Genomic DNA, 21,166 nt, shown 5'->3' with positions numbered 1-21,166 from the left:
ATGCGGATACAGCCGTAGGTTGTCTTTATATGGAGGACTGCCAGTGTGCAGGGCCTGTGCCGACGGCCGTTAGCCCGCTACCTTGTGGGGTATGGTCTGCATGTGATTATCAACAGGTAGTCATAGAATTTGTTGATGACGATGTAGGAACGAATCCCGCTACTATTCAAATTATGGTAGATTCGGTGCTTTATAGCTATCCAACATATATGACATGGACTCCGATTAGCACCACAGTTGGGAGGTTGACATTTACGCCTCCAACCCCTTGGACTCATGGCGAATGTGTAGATTATTGGGTCGTCCGCGCCGATGACTGGAATGGCTGTCCAAAGACTGGTGATGCTTATTGCTGGTTCTGTATGGATCTCGAACCACCTGAAGAGGTCGATTGGACACCAGATTGCGGTATTTTCCTCGACGATACTATTTTAGATGTCTCGATATCCATACAGGATTTCGAGTCGGGGATAAATATACTCGGCTTGAGTTTTACAGTGAATGGTGTCACCTATCCTTTGGGTGCGGGGCCACCAACAGTCGATTTCACTGGAAGTGCAAGTTCAGGAACAGCTTCTCTTTATGGCACTTTCGGAACATTGGATTTGCATACGGCGGATTCTGCGGTTGTTTGTCTCAATACCTGCGATCAGGTTTCTTCGAGTTGGTGTGGGCCAAATTGTGAGCAGTATTGCTGTGTTTTCTACCTTAATCAACCACCGGAGGCCGAGTTTGTTCACCCCGATCCGGAGATATTTACATCATGTGATCCAGAGTTTATATCGATGCATTTTTGGGATGATGTTGGCGCCGATGTCGATCCTTCGACAGCTGTGCTCGAAATTAATGGGACTTCCTATCCAGCAGGTCACACTTGGATGGATGTTACTACCGATAGCCTAATTTTTACACCAACTGCAGGTTTCTTCGAGGATGGCGATACTGTATCAGCCTGTCTTATTTCGCTTGCCGATGGTGCTGGCGCTTCCGTGGAGGACCTTCCTCTGTGTCTGACATTTTATATCGATTACTCTCCACCAGAACCATTGAGTTGGAGCCCGCGTTGTGAGACTTTTATTGATGATACAATTCTCGACTTATCGGTTACTTTTCAGGACCTAGGTTCGGGTATAGATGATAGCGAATTCTCAGTGACTATTAATGGCACATCATATAGCCTCGGGTCTGGACCACCGGCAATTTCCTATTCCGGCGATACGGTTACTGGAGTTCTTTCGATTCTAGGAACATTCCGGCAACTCGATCTTCTTTACGAAGACAGCATCGAGGTTTGCATCACTACATGCGACCGAGTTACTGATGAATATTGCGGGCCGAATTGCGAGGAATATTGTTGTTCCTTCCCGATAAATTTACCTCCTGAGGCCGAGTTTGTTTATCCAGATTCATTTATCTATTCAGCTTGTGAACCACAGCCGTTTTCCCTTCATTTGTGGGATCCTGCCGGGGCACCGGTCGATCCATATAGCGCTCTTATCGAGGTAAACGGAATTACTTATGACATTACTTCCCCCATGGTTGAAGTTACCTGCGAGAGCTTAATATTCACACCTGATCCTGCGATTTTCGTTGATGGCGACACTATCGAGGCCTGTCTTAACTACCTTGCGGATTCGGCAGGGGCGGAGATGGATAGTCTTCCGATATGCCTTATTTATTATCTTGATTATTCGCCTCCAGCAAGCGTAGGATGGTCGCCGGAATGCGAAACATTTCTTCCAGATTCATTTCTCGACATATGGATAAACCTAGAGGATTTGGGCGCTGGTATCGATACGGCATCGGCTATTATTGAGATCGGCGGTTATCCTCATTATTTAGGGGATATTCGTCCTCCGATCAGTTATATGGGTGATGAGGATTCAGGAAGTGTCGTTATTAATGGCCGTATTAGCTATTTAGGCTTGGACGATCCGGATTCTTTCGATGTTTGTTTGACTATTTGTGATCTCGTAACACCGGTTTATTGCGGCGCAAATTGCACTACATATTGTTGCCGGTATTTCGTTAATCGTCCTCCTGATGCGGAGTTTGTTTACCCGGATTCAGGGACTTGGAGCGCTTGCGATCCTCAGCCAATAGCACTTCATATTTGGGATGATGCCGGTGCAGGAATTGACCCTTCTAGCGTTATTTTGGATATTAATAGAGTGCCCTATGATATTGGCCACGCTTGGCTTACAGTGACTTCCGATAGTATAATATTTTCTCCAGCGGCAGGTTTTTTCCACGATGGCGAGGTAGTTTACGTTTGCTTGCGCGCGCTTGCCGATTCGGCAGGTGCCATTATGGCTGATCTTCCGATTTGTCGGACCTTCATGATCGATTACAGCACCCCTGTTGTTACGGGGATTTTCCCGCCATCGGACACTACAGTTATGATTTTGCCAGATTCGATAAGCTTCGATTTGTTCGACAGTCTTTCGGGTTTAGGCGCTTATGGCATTCATCTCACAGTTCAGGGGACGCCTATTCCTTGGACGGGAGGGTTTACCGAGCCGGATTCCCTGTTTCATGTTGGATTTCATATCGATGGCAGCATTTGTCTCGGAGCTAGCGAGCTATGCACAGTGGAGGTTTGCGTTCAGGCGCCGGACTTGCCTGACTACTGCGACCCCAATGTTCTCGACACCTGCTGGAGTTGGTATTTTGAGCGTTCGGGCCCAGTTCCCAGCATAGTATTCCCTATGCCAAATACGATTTCTGCTTGCGAAGATAGCGGCATTATTATTCGCATCGATTCGACGCTTGCAGCAGTCGATTCTTTGAGTATAGTTCTTACGATCACAAAGCTCGGTCTTCCGACGGAGACTTACACCTGCGCAGACGATGAGCTTATCTGGCTTGCGGATTCGAGTATTTTGTGGTTCGATCCGGATATCGGTTACTGGGTCGATGCCGATACTGTGGAGGTTTGCCTCGACTCGTGCGATGACATCTTCACGACTCCCTCTCCCGGGATACCTTTATGTTGGGAGTTTTACACAGATTTCACGCCTCCGGTATTCTGGGCTCCGCTTCCGCCTCCTGACACGATGATCAACGATATCTCGCCGCGCATTTCGATCTTCGTCTTCGATAGTATCAGCGGTGTTTCGGTTTTGGATCTTATAACGACAATTTCGGTTAATGGAGCACCTGCAGATAGTTATGCTATGGGCATGGGAGTTGAGTGGAACGATTCGACTGGCGAGTATTACCTCGACCCGACTATTCTTGGGATCGCATTCGCAGACAGCGATACAGTGGAGATTTGCGTTTATGCCGAGGATCAGCCGGACTATTGCGGTCCTAACTGGGGCGAGTTCTGCTGGCGCTTTATTGTCAGCCTTTCCGGGCCTGTTCCTGAGTGGGTTCAGTATGCTCCAAACTCTTGGGTAGCTTGCGATAGCACCGAGCAGTTTGCAGTCGCGACGCTTATCGATCCCGATGGCGTTGTGCCAAGCAGCATCGTTATCACAGTCGATGGCGATAGCTTTGCCGTGGGGACCGACTCCGAGGTTGGTTATGTTAATGATACACTTACATTTACACCTAGCGGCACCTCTGGATATTGGCGCGATCTCGATACAGTCGAGTTCTGTGTGGTCGAGGCCGCCGACAGCCTCGGTAACACCATGGGCGCGCCTTACTGCTGGAGCTGGCTTATGGACCTGACTCCGCCGGTTTTCTGGGACGAGCTTCCTCTGACCGGCTCGCTTTTGGCCGACAGCCTTGCGCCGTTCTCTGTTCATGTTTACGACAGCCTTTCGGGCCTAGATATAGATTGCTTTGTTCTTAGTATAGACGATAGCATAATTATGCACCGTGGCGATCCGGGTGTAACTTATGACACGCTATCGAGCGTATTTGCGGTTGATCCGCCTTCTGCTGGCCTTGTTTGGGGCGATTGGGATACAGTCGATGTCTGCCTCTCGGCCTGCGATCTTCCAGATTATTGCGGCCCGAACACGGCTGAGTATTGCTGGTGGTTCGAGGTTCATCTCATGGGGCCGATAGCGGAAATAGTCACGCCTCAACTGGGCGAGATCACCTCGTGTTACGATCAATGTATTACAATAATACTCTCCGACGATGATGTCGGTGTCGATCCATCAACGATCATGATGGTCGTCGAGGGGGACACCTACTATGTCGATGATTCTATAGTTACTTATACTGAGACAGCGCTCGAGACGACACTGACGTTCTGTCCGATCCCGGCGGGTATGGCCTGGATAGACAGCCAGCTTGTGCATGTCGAGCTTATCTCCGCTGATGACACACTCGGCAATCCGCTTCAAACGCCGCTTTTGTGGACTTTCTGGGTTGATTTGGAGGCTCCAGTTGTTGAGAACTTCAGCTCGGGCGGTATCACGCCTGTTTGCGGCGATACAGTATTCACGACTCGGCCGATTGTTAGCTTCGATCTTTGGGATAATCTTTCCGGTGTCGATACCTCGCGTTTGGAGATAACAATAGACGACACAATGATTTACCACTGGGGCGATCCCGGGATCACCGCCGCCGGCGGCGTGTTCACTGTCGCGACCGGCGCGCTCGTTCCCTCGCCAAGCTATCGCGGCGGCGACAGCGTTTATATCTGCGTTTATGTCGAAGATACAACTGACATTTGCGCTGACAACGTCGCGACTTATTGCTGCCGTTTCTATGTTATGCCTGGCGGGCCTTCGCCGACGATCTTCCGTCCGCTTCCATATACTTGGTCGGCTTGTATCGATACGGAACACATCGATATTGAGATTTACGACTCCGATGGCACGGTTGACAGCTCGATCATTGTGAGTGTCACGCGCAGTGCTAGCGGGCCTTTGCCGGGCACTACGATGCTTTATTACGATTCACCTGGCGTTGTTTGGGCCGATCCAAACTTCAGTTATAATCCGCCGATATCATTCGCAGATCCAGAGACAGTGCATGTTTGCATCGAACAGGCGTGGGATCCGGTATTCAACCCGATGAGCCCTGAAAGCCTTTGCTGGACCTTCATGATGGATCAGACGCCGCCGCTCGTGAGCGGCGCGCTGCCCGTGGCCGGTGCAGTGGAGGCTACGCGTCATCCGACAGTGGAGTTCGATCTTGCGGATATCCAGAGCGGCCTCGATGCGAGCTCTATCGAGCTGACGATCACCGGAAGTCTTGTCGGGACAAGTATTTACGACCTCACGAGCACTTCTGTGATATGGTCTATTGGTCATTTATCTTGGGATCCTTCGGCAGCTGGCATCGCTTTCACCGGCGGCGAGAGCGTCGATGTTTGCGTCTATGCCTACGACAGCCCTGATTACTGCAGTTACAACGAACTTGATACCTGCTGGAGCTTTTCTATCGAGCCCGGCGGCCCCTTGGCCGAGATCATGCGCGTTTATGAAGATAGCATCAGCGCGTGCGACCCGGAATACATTATAATAAGGCTCTGGGACGATGACGATGTTGTCGATTCGACGATCAGCCTCGAGGTCGATGGCGCGGTTTACGATTATCCCGACCACATGAGCTACGATCACGCGACGGACATCCTTCGCTTCGATCCGGTGCCTCCGTTCGATCCTGTTGACATAATCGGGGTAAGGCTTCTCGCCGCCGAGGACAGCCTCGGGAACCCTCTCGACAGCTCGGCATTCCTCGATTGGACTTTCTATGTCGATCGCGTTTCGCCTATAGCCTTTGGCGAGTCGCCCAGTGGCGATATTCACATGACAAGCCCACTTTTTTATGTCAATTTATGGGACACGCTTGCCGGCATTAACCCCGATAGTATTATTTTAACTATCGACGGTGTCGATTACTATGTTGGCGATGCCGGCGTGAGCTGGATGCCTTCGGGTCTGGGTGGCGCGCTCGAGTTTGACCCGAGCGCAGCTGTTCCACCGGTGATCTGGCATGGCGGAGATACCGTGGATTGGTGCGTTTATGTTGTGGATTTCGCCGATGACTACTCCGACGACGATGGCTGTTTGCCAAATGTTCTGGACACTTGCTGGCGGTTTGCTGTTGTTCCTGGTGGTCCTGTTGGCCAGATTCTTTATCCGCGCGAAGGATGGTTTGTGGCGTGCGACCCGGATAGCATTATCATGCTGCTTTCGGACACCGAGGACGACGCGCTGTTCGAGGATTCTATCGAGGTTATCGTCGCCAGAAGTGCTTGGGGCCTCGGCGACACATTGACATATCTTGTTGATTCTACAGAGCTTAGCTATGATCCTTTGACTGGTGGGCTTTGGTATAACCCCGATCCGCCTTTCGCTGATGCCGAGACCGTGTTCATCGCTATTACAGATGCCATGGACACGCTCTTCAACGGTCTCGAGGATGGCGATTCGCTGGTCTTCTACCTGGATTATTCCCCACCGTATATCATTTCGCAGGTTCCGGCGGAGTATGCTATTGTTACGGATATATATCAGGACATTTGTGTGGGTCTTCGCGATAACATGAGCGGCATCGATCCGGCAAGCTTGGAGCTTACTGTTAACGGCACGGTTTACCGCGATGGCGATGCTGGAGTTAGCTGGGACGGCGAGGATATTTGCTTGACGCCCGAGGATATCGGGCTTAGGTTCTGGGGTGGCGATACCGTCGATGTCTGCATCGCGAGCTATGATAGCCCTGACACCTGCGGCCCCAACGCGATGGACTCCTGCTGGCGATTCTTCGTCGAGCCGGGTGGCCCTGTTTCTGATGTTGTCAACCCCGGCGATAGCTCGATATCAGCTTGCGATCCGGAGTTTATCTCGATGACTATCACCGACGCTAACGGCGTGGATGACACGACAATACAGATAATAGTCTGGCGCAGTGGGCCTTCGATGCCGCCGGATAGCACTTTCTATACGACGGCTCACGCCGATTTGGACTGGTCGGAACCGAACCTGAGCATTCAGCCCTCTGTTCCTTTCGCGGATGCCGAGACAGTGCATGTTTGCCTTGTTCGTGCCAGTGATGTTTTGGGCAACGAGCTGGAAAATCCGGTGTGTTGGGACTTCTTCATGGACCTTTCAGTTTATACTGCGTGGGGCTTCGAGCCGATTCCTGGAGACACAGTTCGGACGCGTCTTCCAGTGATTAGAGCAGCTGTTTTAGACACGATCTCTGGGCTGGATTTCGCTAGCTTCGAGGTGTCGATAAACGGCGCAGTTTATGGGCTTTACGATGATCCCTGTGTTAATTTCGATGAGTTGACAGGCGAGATAGTAATCGATCCATCGGATTGTGGCATGATATTCTCAGGCGGCGACCTTGTGGAGATAAGGCTTTGGGGCGAGGATACACCGACTGATATCCGCGACTGCCCGGCGAATGACACGACCTATATCTGGGAGTTCTTTGTAGCTCCCGGTGGTCCGAGGGCTGAGATAGTGACGCCAGAGCCTGGATGGTATTGCGCCTGCGATCCGCAGGGCATTGTGATACGGCTTTGGGACGAAGATGGCGTGGATGAATCGACAATCGAGCTAGTTGTCGAGTCTGTTACTTACGGTGTCGATAGCCCGCAACTTACATATTATCCTGTTGACTCGATACTCTACTTCGAGCCTAGCCCAAACTTTGCGGATGGTCAAGTTGTGGATGTTGCTTTAGTTGCGGCTGACGATATGCTGGCGAACCCTCTCGAGACGCCTCTTTCGTGGCAGTTTATCATGGACCTCGCGGCTCCTTCGATCTCGTTTACCGAGCCTCTGACTTATATGACGCGCAACCGCCAGCAGCCGGTGAGCTTCACGCTTACCGATGATGGTAGCGGTATCGATGAGTCGAGTTTCGACTTGTTGATCTACGGCGCGCATTATGGTTATAGTCAGGTCGATTGGAATGTCCGTTCGACAGGCTCTGGCGGCGAGATTCGTGCAGTCGAGGTGACTTTCTACCCAACAGGTCAAGGAATCGAGTTCGTAAGTGGTGATACAGTTGATGCCCTTGTTTCGCTTTGCGATAGCCCCGACACATGCGGCCCGAACTGCAGTGCCGACTCGATAGAGTTCCTTGTCGAGCCAGAAATAGAGTGCCTTGTGTTCCCGAACCCGTTCACTCCAAATGGCGATGCGATAAACGATTATACCATATTCAATTACCCATATATGTTCTCCGAAACCGCCGAACTTGTAATATTCACCACAAGAAATGTCGAGGTTTTCAGGAGATGGATAGACGTTCGAGAATTAGACCTAATTAATGTTGTAGAGAGATCATGGGATGGTCAGGATATGAAAGGCCGATTTGTAACAGAAGGTTTGTATATCTATATCATTATTCAGAACGGTCAAATAATTTGCAATGGAACCGTAGTTATAGCAAGATAAAGGGGAATGCAAAAAAGCCCCGATCATTCGATCGGGACTTTTCTATTTAGAGAAATTCACAAATTGAATAAGCTAATTGATTTCCATGAGAGTCTTCTACGCTTATGCTACAATCTTCCAAAATGCCCATAATGCGATATTTGTGGACTTCGCCTCTGATCAACAGTTTTCCCTGTTCACCTTTCTTGTAAAGTAAGTCGTTAATATCAGGTAAATTTTCAATAAAAGTATTCCTAATATTGTTCTTAAAGATGCTTTTTATATATATAATCAATTTTTTCTCGAACGATGAAAGTGGGATTACATTATCGGTTAACTCTTTCAATGATATTATATTATCGCAAAGAGGAAACTGGAAATCTTCAAGGTTGCTATTTACATTTATTCCGATACCGATGGCCCCTCTCGATTTTTCGCCAGAGACTACAGTTTGTGCTAAAATGCCACATATTTTTTTATCCTCGATAATGATATCGTTTGGCCATTTAATTGAGAAATGCCCATCTAGTAAGAAATCCTTGCATGTTTTTACAACACAAAAACCACACAGGATCGACGCCATCTGATACTCGATTATGTTTGGTAAATCTTTAAGGAGTAGGCTAAGATAAAGGCCGCCTTTCGGGGATATCCATTTACGATTATGCCTTCCTAAACCTGAAGATTGAGTTTTGGCAATAAATATTGTTCCCGAAGGGAAGTGTTTTGAGGAAAGAGCAACCCGGTTCGTCGAATCAACATCAACGAACCGGATTACATTTGCACCAATATCTATTTTATTCACTTTATTGGAAAAGGCTCAGGAATATGCCTGCTGCAATGGCAGTCCCGATAACACCAGCAACATTCGGTCCCATGGCATGCATAAGAAGGTGATTATCTGGGTCTTCTCTTCTACCGACCATCTGGACTACTCTTGCGGCATCGGGAACAGCGGAGACACCAGCGGCACCGATAAGTGGATTTATCTTGTTTTTCGAAAAAACATTCATGAGTTTAGCGAAGAGAATGCCACTTGCTGTCGCTATTCCAAAGGCAACTACACCCAATACGAAGATTTTTATAGATTCCATTGTAAGGAATGTAGTTCCTTGTGCACTGGCTCCAACACAAACTCCTATGAAGATGGTGAAAGTGTCAACGATAGACGAGGCAGCTGTTTTCGCAAGCCTAGTGGTTACACCACTTTCTTTCAAAAGATTGCCCAAGAAAAGCAAACCTAATAGTGGTAAAGCAGCTGGAGCAATATAGGCGCTTATTAAAAAAGCAATAATTGGGAAAAATATTTTTTCTCTTTTTGAAACATGGCGCGGTGGAGGCATCCTTATCAATCGTTCTTTCTTGGTCGTTAGAAGCTTCATGATCGGTGGTTGAATGACTGGAACAAGGGCCATATATGAATAGGCCGCGATTGATATAGGTGCTAAGTATTGTGGTGCTAATTTAGTCGCGATATAGATCGATGTGGGTCCGTCGGCGCCTCCAATTAAGCCGATAGCAGCCGAAACAGCAATATCGAATTTAAAAACAAGCACTGCCATAAAGAACGTAAAAAATACACCGGCTTGAGCAGCGGCCCCAAGGACTATCGTTTTGGGATTGGAAATCAGCGTCGAGAAATCGGTCATAGCGCCTATTCCTAGAAAGATAAGTGCTGGATAGGCTCCGGTTTTCACTCCGAAGTAAAGTATATTGAACACCGATCTCATCTCTGGAGATTCACCATAGACTCCAATAACGGCCCCCGGAGGGATTGGGATATTACCAATCAATATGCCGAAGCCGATCGGTAGAAGAAGTAATGGTTCATATTCCTTTTTAATCGCGAGAAAAACGAATATGAATCCAATTAATAGCATCACCATGTTCTGGATGCTAATGTTGTAAAAACCGGTGCTTTCAAGGAAAAGCTTAAGCGTTTCCATGTTAACTCCTTAAGTCGGGTTGATTTCGATTAAAACATCTTCTTGTTGAACTGCATCGTCAACCTTAACCTTGATTTTGGCTACTACTCCAGAGGCTGTGGCTTGAATTTGGTTCTCCATCTTCATAGCCTCCATCAAGATAATATCCTGCCCAGTTTTAACGCTATCACCTTCTTTTACTAGGATTTTTAAGATAATACCCGGTATAGGTGCGTGAACCAGTGTTACTTTACTAGAAGTTGTTGTTTGTTGAGATACTTTAGCAGCGGGCATCTGTGGAGCTGCTTGAACAACTTCCGGTTTCATTCTTTTACGGGCTTTTCGGGGAGGCGGTGCGGTTTCACGCTTGCCGAATTGCTTTATTGTAACACCAACCTCTTTGCCGTCGATAACTACAGTTGCAAGATTCCCTGTGATTCCTTTTACATCGACTTTGTATTCTTTTCCGCCGATATTAAAAATATATTCTCCCATTATCGCTCCTATCGTTAGCCTAATTGGCCATTGACCATGGGCTTATTGCGCGGGGCTGATAATCGAAGGTCAGCTCCGCAGGTTCTATTTCATGGTATAGTTTTAATTCGATTGAGACTGCTGCAAAAATTGCAGATACTTGATTTGTATCGAGTTGCGAAACATCGAAGAAAAGACTTTTATTTATTTCTTCGACCGGGGGTTGCGATGCAATCTTTGGGTTCGATTCCACTACAACTTGGCTTTTCGGATTCAGGAATCGGAAAAGCGAAACAACAAGCGAAAGGACGAATAGACCCAAGACAACTACAATAATGCCGGTTATAGATAGAACAAGGACATCTTCGAAGCTCCCACCGGCGTTTGTAACAACAAGAAATGGATTCATTTTCTAACTCCTTATAGCGGGATGTTTCCGTGTTTTTTAAAAGGGTGCTTATCTTTTTTATCATTAAGGAGCTCTAAGGCCCTAATTATTCTGTATCTCGTATTCTGTGGTTCTATAACATTATCTATATAGCCTTTTTGAGCTGCCACGAAGGGATTAGCGAATTTTTTTCTGTAATCGGCTTCCAGTCTCTTGGCTTTTTCCGCCGGTTCAGATGATTCTTTAATCTCTTTACTGAAGATAATCTCTACCGCGCCTTTGGGCCCCATAACTGCAATTTCAGCGGTTGGGAGCGCGTAGTTAATATCTGCGGCGAGGTGCTTGGAACCCATAACGTCATAAGCACCACCATAAGCCTTCCTGAGGATGATAGTTATTTTAGGAACAGTAGCTTCAGCATAAGCGTAAAGAAGCTTCGCACCGTGTTTAATAATTCCACCATGTTCTTGGATTGTTCCAGGAAGGAAGCCCGGAACGTCCTCGAGTGTCACTATAGGAATATTAAAACAATCGCAAAATCTGACAAATCTTGCGCCCTTAATTGAAGCGTTAATATCGAGGACACCAGCAAGATGCTTAGGTTGATTGGCAACTATACCGACGGATTTTCCGCCCATATGTGCAAAACCGATTACCATATTAGTCGCCCAGAGTTCCTGAACTTCGAAGAAGTCTCCCTTATCGACTATCTCGTGAATAATATCTTTTACATCGTAAGGTTTGTTGGGATTGTCTGGTATTATCTTACTTATCTCGCTGCATTCGCGGTTCTCGGGGTCGTCGTTAGGGAATTCAGGGGGAAGCTCCATATTGTTTTGAGGTATAAAATCGAATAATCTGCGTATGTTCTCGATAAGTTCGTCTTCGTTTTCACAAGAAAAATGAGACACCCCACTCTTTGCGTTGTGAACAGAGCATCCTCCAAGGTTTTCAACAGATACATCTTCATTTGTAACCGTTTTAACTACTTTTGGCCCGGTAACGAACATATAGCTCGTATCTTTAACCATGAAAATAAAGTCCGTTATAGCCGGAGAATAAACAGCACCACCCGCGCAAGGTCCCATAACGGCAGAAATCTGAGGGATAACTCCAGAATAAACAACATTCTTAAGGAAGATATCGCCATAACCAGCGAGTGAATCGACTCCCTCCTGGATTCTTGCGCCACCCGAATCGTTAATACCGATGATTGGTGCACCTACTTTAGCGGCCATGTCCATAACTTTGAGGACTTTCTCCGCGAATGTTTTGGAAAGAGAACCGCCGAATACAGTAAAATCGTGTGAGAAAACGAAGACCTTCCGCCCATTAATAGTACCATAGCCCGTGACGACTCCGTCGCCCGGTATATGGTTAGCGTCGACATTAAAGTTGTTACACCGATGTTCGACGAACATATCGAATTCCTCGAAGCTATCGGCATCGAGAAGCTTTATTAAGCGCTCGCGTGCAGTGAATTTTCCTTTTTTATGTTGGTTTTCGATTCGCTTTTCACCACCGCCTAAACAGGCTTTTTCGCGGCGGTTTTTCAGATTCAGAATTTTTTCCTCGATGCTCATTTTACCCCTCGCATATTTCGGTGAGGACCTTAGCGGTCGATTTTGGATGAATGAAGGCTATGTTAAGGCCTCCAGAGCCACAACGAGGTTTTTCATCGATCATTTTGGCTCCTTTGGCAATTAATTCCGATATTTCAGCTTCAATGTTGTCTGTGCGATACGCAACATGGTGTATGCCCTGACCCTTTTTCTCAAGGAAACGAGAGATGGGGCTATCCGGACTTGTTGGCTCTAGGAGTTCGATATGCACTCCGCCTATATCGAACTTGGCCACCCGCACTTTTTGGTCGGGAACCTCCTCCTCGCCGAGGAATTTCAACCCGAGCAAGTCCTTGAAAATTAGGATGGACTCGTCAAGGTTGTCCACAGCGATTCCTATGTGGTCGATTTTCTCGAGCATTTAGTCTCTCCTATTGCTATAGAATTACCTGTTCCCTGTATTCCCCAAACACCCCGCGAAGAATATCGCTGATTTCGCCTATTGTAGCATAGGCTCTGACTGCGGAGATTATATATGGCATTAGGTTGTCATCGCCGCTCGCAGCGGTTTCTAATGCCTTCAAAGACTCTTCGACAGCCTGCGTGTTGCGGTTCGATTTAACCTTGAAGAGCTTCTCTTTTTGCTTCACTCCGATACTTTCATCGACACGAAGTAAATCGGTTAAAGGCGGTTCTTCAACTGTGAATTTATTTACCCCGACTACTATCTTCGCATCGGCTTCGACCGTTTTTTGATACTCATAAGCGCTTTTTTGTATTTCCCTCTGGACAAAACCCTTTTCAATTGCCTTAGACATTCCACCCATGGCGTCTATTTTATCTATGTATTCGGAGGCCTTCTTTTCTATATGATCGGTCATCGTTTCAATATAATAGGACCCCGCCAGTGGGTCAATACTATCTGCTACCCCAGATTCATGGGCGACAACTTGTTGGGTTCTAAGGGCAATGCGAACGGATTCCTCCGTGGGAAGTGAAAGGGCTTCATCCCGTGAATTTGTATGTAAACTCTGTGTGCCACCAAGAACCGCTGCCAATGTTTGAACTGCTACCCGGACTATATTGTTGTTCGGTTGTTGTGCTGTGAGAGTAGAACCAGCAGTCTGGGTATGGAAGCGTAGCATCATGGATTTTTCTTTTTTAGCGGAAAACCTATCGCGCATTATTTTGGCCCACATTCTTCTCGCGGCGCGGAATTTTGCAACCTCTTCCAGTAGATTATTATGTGCGTTGAAGAAGAATGATAGTCTCCCTGCAAAACTATCGATATCCATTCCTGCTTTAAGTGCCGCCTCGCAATAGGCGATACCATCGGCAAGGGTAAAAGCAATCTCCTGAATGGCTGTAGAGCCGGCTTCACGAATGTGGTAACCAGAAATCGAGATGGAATTCCATTTGGGGACGTTTTGTGTGCAGTATTCGAAAATATTTGTGATGATGCGCATCGAGGGTTGTGGCGGGAAAATATATGTTCCACGGGCAATATACTCTTTAAGGATGTCATTCTGGATAGTGCCGCGGAGCTTCTCTTTTCCAACTCCCTGCTTTTCAGCAACGACAATATACATGGCTAGAAGTATTGCTGCTGTGGAGTTTATGGTCATCGAGGTCGAGACTTTATCGAGGGGGATGCCTTCGAAAAGGGTTTCCAAATCGGCGAGTGTATCGACAGCAACTCCAACCTTGCCAACCTCACCCTCACTCATGGAATTATCCGAATCGTAACCTATCTGTGTAGGTAGATCGAAAGCTATAGAAAGGCCGGTTTGACCTTGCGAAAGAAGATATTTATATCTCTCGTTGGATTCTTCTGCGGTGCCGAAACCCGCATATTGGCGCATTGTCCAATACCTTCCACGGAACATCGAGGGATACACTCCACGGGTAAATGGAAATTGTCCGGGGAAACCTAGTTTTTCAAGATAAGCATCATTAATATCGTCAGGGAGAAAAAGCCTTTCAATGGGTTTACCGGAGGAATCTACAAGATTCCCTTTTTCAGGCTTTTTTTGAATAAAAGGTTCGAGAGTATTTTTCTCCCAGGCCTTATATTGCCTATTCGCGTGGGCTTTTTTAGTTGGGTCTTTTTTATTCTCTTCCATTATACATCCTGTAAAAATTATAAAAGATATTGATAGCTAACATATAAAGTCCTTAATCATATATAATTTGATATTAAAATCAAAGGCTTTTCGTTATGGATGGAGAAATATTTAAAAAAAATTCTCTGTTGTATAAAAAAGGTTATCCCAGTTTTTACTTTTTCTATTAAATGTAAAAACTCCCTTGCTTACCCAATGTTTGTTTCCTCTCGATTTTTGCTGATTATTAGCTATTATTGTCAGACATAAATCACTTTTACTAGTGTCAAAAGTTCGTTTTCAATTGACTGGAAGGATTTTGTGTTTTAAATTAAAATCACAGATTATGATAAATGGAGGTTAGCTATGATCGAATTGACGGAAATCCTCGACAAAAAAATAAACAACAGAGATAATAGGCCGATGGCTATTTTCGCTGAATCTCTAGACAAGCGGAGTATAGAGGCTGCAAGTCACCTCGTGAGGTATATAAAACCGGTTTTCCTATTCCCAGAGGATCGGATTAGAGAGATAATCAGCGAAGAGCTATCTCATTGTGATCAAACGCGTCTTGAATTCATGATACAAGAAAGTTCCTTTCTAGACTTAGAGAAAGCGCAGTATCTTTTGGACGATTTAGCGCGTGCATATAAAGATTTGCCTGATGGTGCTCGTAGAGCGGACTGTTTTGAGACCGCAAGGCAGCTAGTTGCCGAACCGGCGATTTTTGGGATAATGGCAGTTAGAGAGGGGCACGCCGACATGGTTATTGGGGGATTGGAGGAGCACCCCAAAGGGTTTTTAGAATCGGCTGGAGCTATTTTAGGAGATACAACGGTATCTAAGTCGGTTTTATTTCAAATGCCTGAAAATTTCCCGAAACAGGTTTTTCCAATGGGAATAGTGATTTTTGGCGATATAGCATTAAACACATTTACAAACGGAGAAATTCTTGGAAGGATCGCTGTTCAAACATGTGTGGCGCTTAGGGATATTATACCGGAGGATGTTCTTCCAGAGGTGAGAGCGGGGATAGTATTGCCATCGTATAATTCTCCTTTCGATGCTATAGCAGTTAAGGCCTCCAATTTTGCCGATGATATCCTGCTAGATTATGCAGAAAAGGACTCTCTATATGAATCAATTAAGCTAACTGGTGAGATCAGATCTAGCGAGATAATTGGTCTTTGTGGAACCGAATATTGCCCTCGATGTGAACATAATGTTCTTATTTGCCCGAATGCCGAAATGGGCGACCTTATGGTGAATTTCTTCTCAGGGGTTTTTTGTGAGGCCAAGAAGGTCGAAATTTTATCGGGCGTGAGATCGAGATGTGTAGATCTTGCTCGCGATTGTTTGATAGATGATGTAATATTATCAATAAAGGCAGCATTGGCAAGGTTCCCCGAGGATTGGCAAAGCACCCCGAAGGATACATTTTTCAAGGATTACAGGATACTAGTGATTAACCCCGGGTCAACATCGACAAAGATAGCTGTTTTCGAGGGCGATAAAGAGGTTTTCACCGAGGAACTTAATCATACGCCCGAAGAAATCGAGGCTTTTAAAGGACAGAATATCACTGAGCAATACAGTTTCCGTAAAGAAGTGATTCTAAAGGCTTTGGGGGAACATGGTTTTTCAATGGAATCTATTGATGCTATTTCCGCTCGTGGAGGTTTGATTAAGCCTATTCTCCATGGGACTTACAGAATAAATGAGGAAATGTATCATGACTTGATGATTGGAGTAAACGGTCAACACGCTTCTAATCTCGGAGGGCTTATAGCTTCTGAACTTGTTAAAGGAAGTGATAAGTCAGCATTTATAGTAGATCCAGTGGTGGTGGACGAGGTTCCTAGCAGGGCGAAGATCACAGGTATAAAGGAAATTAAGCGTAAGGTTATCAGCCATGCACTGAATCAGATAGCTACAGCAAAGCGTTATGCTGAAGAAAACGGGACATTCTATGAGTATTTGAACCTCATTGTGGCTCATATGGGGGGTGGAATCACAGTAGGAGCACATAAAAAAGGACAATATATAGATGTTAATAATGGATTAAATGGAGAGGGGCCTTTTACCCCGGAGAGAAGTGGTTCTTTGCCTGTAGGACAGCTAATAGAGCTTTGTTTTTCAGGAAAATACACTCACGCCGAGTTAAAGCTATTAAATAAGGGTAAAGGCGGTTTATTCGATTTACTCGGCACATCAAATTTCCGTGAAGTGACAAACAGGGTTCTTAAAGGCGACAAAGAAGCCAAAGAGGTTCTCGATGCGCTTATTTATCAAATTGCTAAGAGCATAACGAATCTTTTACCCGCTTTTGATGGTGAACTTGTTGATCAAGTGCTTCTTACGGGTGGTATGGCGAGGTCTAATTTGCTATGTGATGGTATTCGCAAGGCGGTTTCAGCTTTGGGTTGTGGTGTTTCGGTTTATCCGGGAGAGAATGAAATGGTAGCCTTGGCTCATGGAGCGTTGAGGGTTTTGAGGGGCAAGGAAGATGCCAGAAAATACACTCCAGAGAAATAAAGCAGTTAGCAATATAGCTAAGGGTGCTGTTCTTGTTGCGCTTACTGTGGTTTCGGCACAGATCGCCATACCTTTACCGCCAGTTCCATGGACACTTCAGGTTTTTACAGTTCTTCTCAGCGGAGCAATTGGAGGAAGTGCAGTAGGAGCAATAAGCCAGTTAATATATATTCTACTTGGTTTGATTGGGTTGCCGGTTTTTTCCGGCTTTTCCGGAGGATTATCTATAATAATTTCTCCTACTTTTGGATATTTGATTGGCTTTCCTATAGCTGCCGGAATGAGTGGTTTATTTAACACAAAAAAGGGATTACTTCGCCGCTCGCCGCTGATTTTTTTAGCTAGCCTAATTCCGATATATGTTATTGGAGCTGCTTATTTTTATTGTTTTGCTCCAATAATGATAGGTAAGGTGTTAACTGTTAAAGGAGTGATAGCAGTTGGGATTGTACCTTTTATAATTCCAGATATAGTTAAGGCAATTCTTGCGTGGGTTATAGCCCGCCGCTTGAATTGAAACTTACACCTCATCGCGGTTGTCATGGTTTTTGCTACGCCCGATAGGATTATTATTTGGCCACATGATTCACGGGCGCAAAAACCCCGACCCTAATCCACACTACACCCATGCCAACCGCTCGGATAGGAGCTGCATTTTGGCGGTTTTGCGAATATTGGGTTTTACTCCATTTTTGATTTTATATATTCGACAATTTCTTGTGTCGATGCTCCGGGCGTGAATATTCTACCGATACCGGATTTCTCGAGTATTTCTTTGTCCTGATCGGGGATAATTCCTCCACCGAAAAGCAGAATATCGCTTGCACCTTTTTCATCGAGTTTCTTTTTGACTGCGGGGAAAAGGGTCATATGTGCACCCGAGAGGATGCTAAGTCCCACAACATCGACATCCTCTTGAATTGCTGCTGTAGCGATTGAGTCCGGTGTTTGACGCAAGCCGGCATATATAACCTCGAAACCGGCATCACGAAGTGCATTGGCTATAATTTTAATGCCTCGGTCGTGGCCATCAAGGCCGGGCTTAGCTAAGAGTATTCGAGTTTTTTTATTCATTGAAACCTCCATTAACTTACAATTGGAATGAAAATGTATATTTCTAAGCACTAGATGTCAATATCTTACTTGAGAACGAGGATTGCTCGAAAGAATAAAACCATCGATAGCTAATTAAAAGAAAAAAATACCAGTTATTGATATAGTAGATACGAGAAACACTTTACTTTTTTATTTTCCTAAAAAATTAAATATCGATGAAGGGATTTGCGATTTTGAATATTTTCTATAAGTTATACTAATACAATATAACTTGAAACAGGATAATAGAATGAAATATCTAATATTATTTTTACTGATTCTATCAACTGCCTTCGGGCAATATGTGGTGACTGCCGCAGGTGGAATTGTAATAGAGTTGGACACACTCGACGGCTTTTTCGGAATAGGTGACACTGTAGGTGCTTCAGGCAGAAAGCTGATGTTTGATTTCGGACACGCATGGAGCCGCAAGGCTAGCCATTTTATTGTGATGATCGACAGCGTTCTTTATTCAAATGACGAAACTTATCAATTCACATGTGGCGGGATACATTTAAGGCCCTATTCCGGGCCGATAAGCACTTTTTATGATGGATTTGCAACTCAGTGGAATATCCCGATGGATACATTGGGCGGTGCTATTATTCTAACTCAAAGACTGAAAGCGGTTATTATAGATGACGCCCCAGCTGTCGAGATTTCATATATGTTTTTGAATATCGATGATGTGATGCATAAAATTGCCTTTTTACAGAATATCGATGTTTTGGTAGGCTCGAACGATGCCGCCCCTATTGCGATGGGTGGAGTCTATACAGACTTGGGGAATGTTTTAATCGGGGATGCAGTGCCCTATTTCTGGCAGGCTTTCGAACGGGGACCTGGAGCAGGATCAGATCAAGTTGTTGCAAGAGGGCTTCTTAGAGGTGTTGCTATAAAACCAGATATTTTTGCTTTTGGACACCAATCATATTTATACTCCGATTGCTGGGCTCCGGATTCAGATATCGTAGGGCGTAACTACTATGATTCTGGCGTAACAATGGTGTGGGATGAACGACAGATCAGCCCAAATAAATTTGCTGAGGTCAATACTATATATGGCTTTGGGGAGGCACCAGAAGAGGGTTCTCATTATATTATTATGCCGCTTATTCCAAATTCGGTCGGTTCAGCATGCGACAAATGGGCGCAAAATCCATTCGAAGCAGCTGTTTTAGTTCACAATTTAGACCTTTCACCGGGAATAGACTCACTGATGATTTGCCTTTCCCTAGGCGAAGGATTATCGGTTGCTATCGATCCATGGCACACGCTGGATGATACTTGCGTGAATTTCGATATGATGCTGATTCCCGATTCCACCATAATGGTTAATTGGCTGATAGAAGCAGATACCTCGTATTTTACATTTGGACCAACGGATGTATCAATAATAGCCAGAGTTACTTCCTCGACATCGGGTTTCACTGATGTCGAGGAAACGACTCACGTCCAGATACCGGATCCGGTGGGTGTTCCACCTGTTGTGCGCGGTTTGAAGGTCCCCGACCACGCAGTTTCCTGCACCGGTGTCCATATACATGCCAAATACCTTATCGAAGACGATGGTGGAATAGACCCGGCTAGCTTGATTTTCCAGATAGGCCCATATTTAAAATACCAAAACGACTCTATGATTACAATGATCGCTGATACCGCTTTGTTGAGGATTCCTTTTTATTTCCTATATCATGGAAACAAAATTTACAACGGTGTTGTTGCGGTATCGGACTCCGATGGTTGTATCCCGGATTCTATCCCGGTTGTGAGTGCTTTCTGGGTGGACCTTTATGCGCCGGTGATAGATTCTCCATATCCACCCGATGGCTCTCTAATTGGCGATTCACTTATACCCGTAATTTTACAGATCCATGACTGGCCGGCTGGGGTTGACACATCGAGTATTCGCCTTCGAGTGGATATAGATGGTGTCAGAACTGCATATAGTATTACTTCTCCTGGATTGAGTTTTGTCGATTCAATATTGACTTTCGATTATGGCGCACCATGGCCCGATTCCGCAGAGATCGAGATTTGCCTTACGCAGGTTTGGGACCGGGTAGATACCGTTTTCTGTGATGTCAATGCTGCGGACACATTCTGTTTCAGCTTCCATACGGCATATACCGGCATCGGCGAGACCGATAGGCCGCTTGTTTTCGCGCTTAACGCGCACCCGAATCCTTTCAACGCCGATGTGTCGATTGCGGCACCGCTTGCGACCTCACTTGCGATATTCGACATCACTGGCAGGCCGGTTCGCGATCTAAGCGCTGCGCTTTCCACTGACGGCAACTCCGTTGTTGTCTGGGACGGCAGAGACAGTAGCGGCGCCAGGTTGCCTTCGGGGGTATATTTTGCCCGCGCGCAAAAAGGGGAGAGCGAGCTGGTGGAGAAGATCGTGCTGATTAGATAATCCTTTCCGCACCATCGCCCCGTCATTGCGAGGCCGAGGGCTGCGGCAATACCGTTTTGAACGGCTCTTTGAACTGGGGCGGCACAAGCACCTCCAGTGTAGTAGGAACCAATATAGTTTATAGCATAACGATAGATGGAATAGATTCATATACTGCGGGTCTTTACTTAGCTTTTCAAGCAAACGTAGCAAATACTCATCTTCCACAACTTTCTATCAACGGCATGACGGCGCAGAATATTATAAATGCGGATGCTACGTCGATCAGTCCAAGCGACATCAAGGCGAACGGTTTAGTGGTCTTGATATACAACGGTACGGAATTCCGATGGATCTCGAAACTTTAGGCTTCTTTGCCAGACAAAA

The 21,166-nt window shown here is 46.0% G+C and carries 13 protein-coding genes; 5 read left to right on the top strand and 8 right to left on the bottom strand.

Annotated features, from left to right (window positions below):
• Positions 1–29 precede the first annotated feature (29 nt).
• A complete protein-coding gene (locus tag KAH81_01800; protein MCK5832381.1) occupies positions 30–8,321 on the top strand; it encodes a hypothetical protein in 8,292 nt (2,763 codons plus the stop codon).
• A gap of 46 nt (positions 8,322–8,367) precedes the next feature.
• Here KAH81_01800 and KAH81_01795 read toward each other — a convergent pair whose 3' ends face one another.
• Genes KAH81_01795 through KAH81_01765 form a run of 7 tightly spaced genes read right to left on the bottom strand, consistent with a single transcriptional unit; the run spans position 8,368 to position 14,772 of the window.
• Positions 8,368–9,105, bottom strand: coding sequence for a biotin--[acetyl-CoA-carboxylase] ligase (locus KAH81_01795; protein ID MCK5832380.1), 738 nt, complete (start codon positions 9,103–9,105; stop codon positions 8,368–8,370).
• Between the two features lies 1 nt (position 9,106).
• Positions 9,107–10,246 (bottom strand): sodium ion-translocating decarboxylase subunit beta, encoded by a 1,140-nt coding sequence (locus tag KAH81_01790; protein MCK5832379.1) that lies wholly within the window; start codon positions 10,244–10,246, stop codon positions 9,107–9,109.
• A gap of 9 nt (positions 10,247–10,255) precedes the next feature.
• Complete coding sequence (locus tag KAH81_01785) at positions 10,256–10,720, bottom strand: biotin/lipoyl-binding protein (protein MCK5832378.1); 465 nt, start codon at positions 10,718–10,720, stop codon at positions 10,256–10,258.
• Positions 10,721–10,739: 19 nt separating this feature from the next.
• A complete protein-coding gene (locus tag KAH81_01780; protein ID MCK5832377.1) occupies positions 10,740–11,108 on the bottom strand; it encodes an OadG family protein in 369 nt (122 codons plus the stop codon).
• An 11-nt stretch (positions 11,109–11,119) separates the two neighbouring features.
• Positions 11,120–12,670: an acyl-CoA carboxylase subunit beta gene (locus KAH81_01775; GenBank protein MCK5832376.1), complete on the bottom strand. Its 1,551-nt coding sequence runs from the start codon at positions 12,668–12,670 to the stop codon at positions 11,120–11,122.
• Between the two features lies 1 nt (position 12,671).
• Entirely contained in the window at positions 12,672–13,070 is a 399-nt protein-coding gene (mce, locus tag KAH81_01770; GenBank protein ID MCK5832375.1) for a methylmalonyl-CoA epimerase, read from the bottom strand.
• Positions 13,071–13,086: 16 nt separating this feature from the next.
• Positions 13,087–14,772 (bottom strand): methylmalonyl-CoA mutase family protein, encoded by a 1,686-nt coding sequence (locus tag KAH81_01765; GenBank protein MCK5832374.1) that lies wholly within the window; start codon positions 14,770–14,772, stop codon positions 13,087–13,089.
• Between the two features lie 345 nt (positions 14,773–15,117).
• Here KAH81_01765 and buk point away from each other — a divergent pair, with 345 nt between their 5' ends.
• Together buk and KAH81_01755 are read left to right on the top strand one after the other, a co-directional pair.
• Positions 15,118–17,286 (top strand): butyrate kinase, encoded by a 2,169-nt coding sequence (gene buk / locus KAH81_01760; GenBank protein MCK5832373.1) that lies wholly within the window; start codon positions 15,118–15,120, stop codon positions 17,284–17,286.
• Entirely contained in the window at positions 17,258–17,803 is a 546-nt protein-coding gene (locus KAH81_01755) for a biotin transporter BioY (protein MCK5832372.1), read from the top strand. Before buk ends, KAH81_01755 begins: the two co-directional genes overlap by 29 nt.
• 164 nt (positions 17,804–17,967) lie before the next feature.
• Here the strand turns inward: KAH81_01755 and KAH81_01750 are convergent, their stop codons facing one another.
• Positions 17,968–18,360 (bottom strand): cobalamin B12-binding domain-containing protein, encoded by a 393-nt coding sequence (locus tag KAH81_01750; protein MCK5832371.1) that lies wholly within the window; start codon positions 18,358–18,360, stop codon positions 17,968–17,970.
• Between the two features lie 271 nt (positions 18,361–18,631).
• Here KAH81_01750 and KAH81_01745 point away from each other — a divergent pair, with 271 nt between their 5' ends.
• Both KAH81_01745 and KAH81_01740 read left to right on the top strand, forming a co-directional pair.
• Positions 18,632–20,800, top strand: coding sequence for a T9SS type A sorting domain-containing protein (locus tag KAH81_01745; GenBank protein ID MCK5832370.1), 2,169 nt, complete (start codon positions 18,632–18,634; stop codon positions 20,798–20,800).
• Positions 20,801–20,856: 56 nt separating this feature from the next.
• Positions 20,857–21,147, top strand: a complete 291-nt coding sequence (locus KAH81_01740) for a hypothetical protein (protein MCK5832369.1) — start codon at positions 20,857–20,859, stop codon at positions 21,145–21,147.
• Positions 21,148–21,166 lie beyond the last annotated feature (19 nt).

The organism is bacterium, assembly GCA_023145965.1.
Taxonomy (GTDB): domain Bacteria; phylum UBP14; class UBA6098; order UBA6098; family UBA6098; genus UBA6098.
The sequence above is the reverse complement of the archived record's forward strand: the minus strand, read 5'-3'. Positions and strand labels throughout refer to the sequence as shown.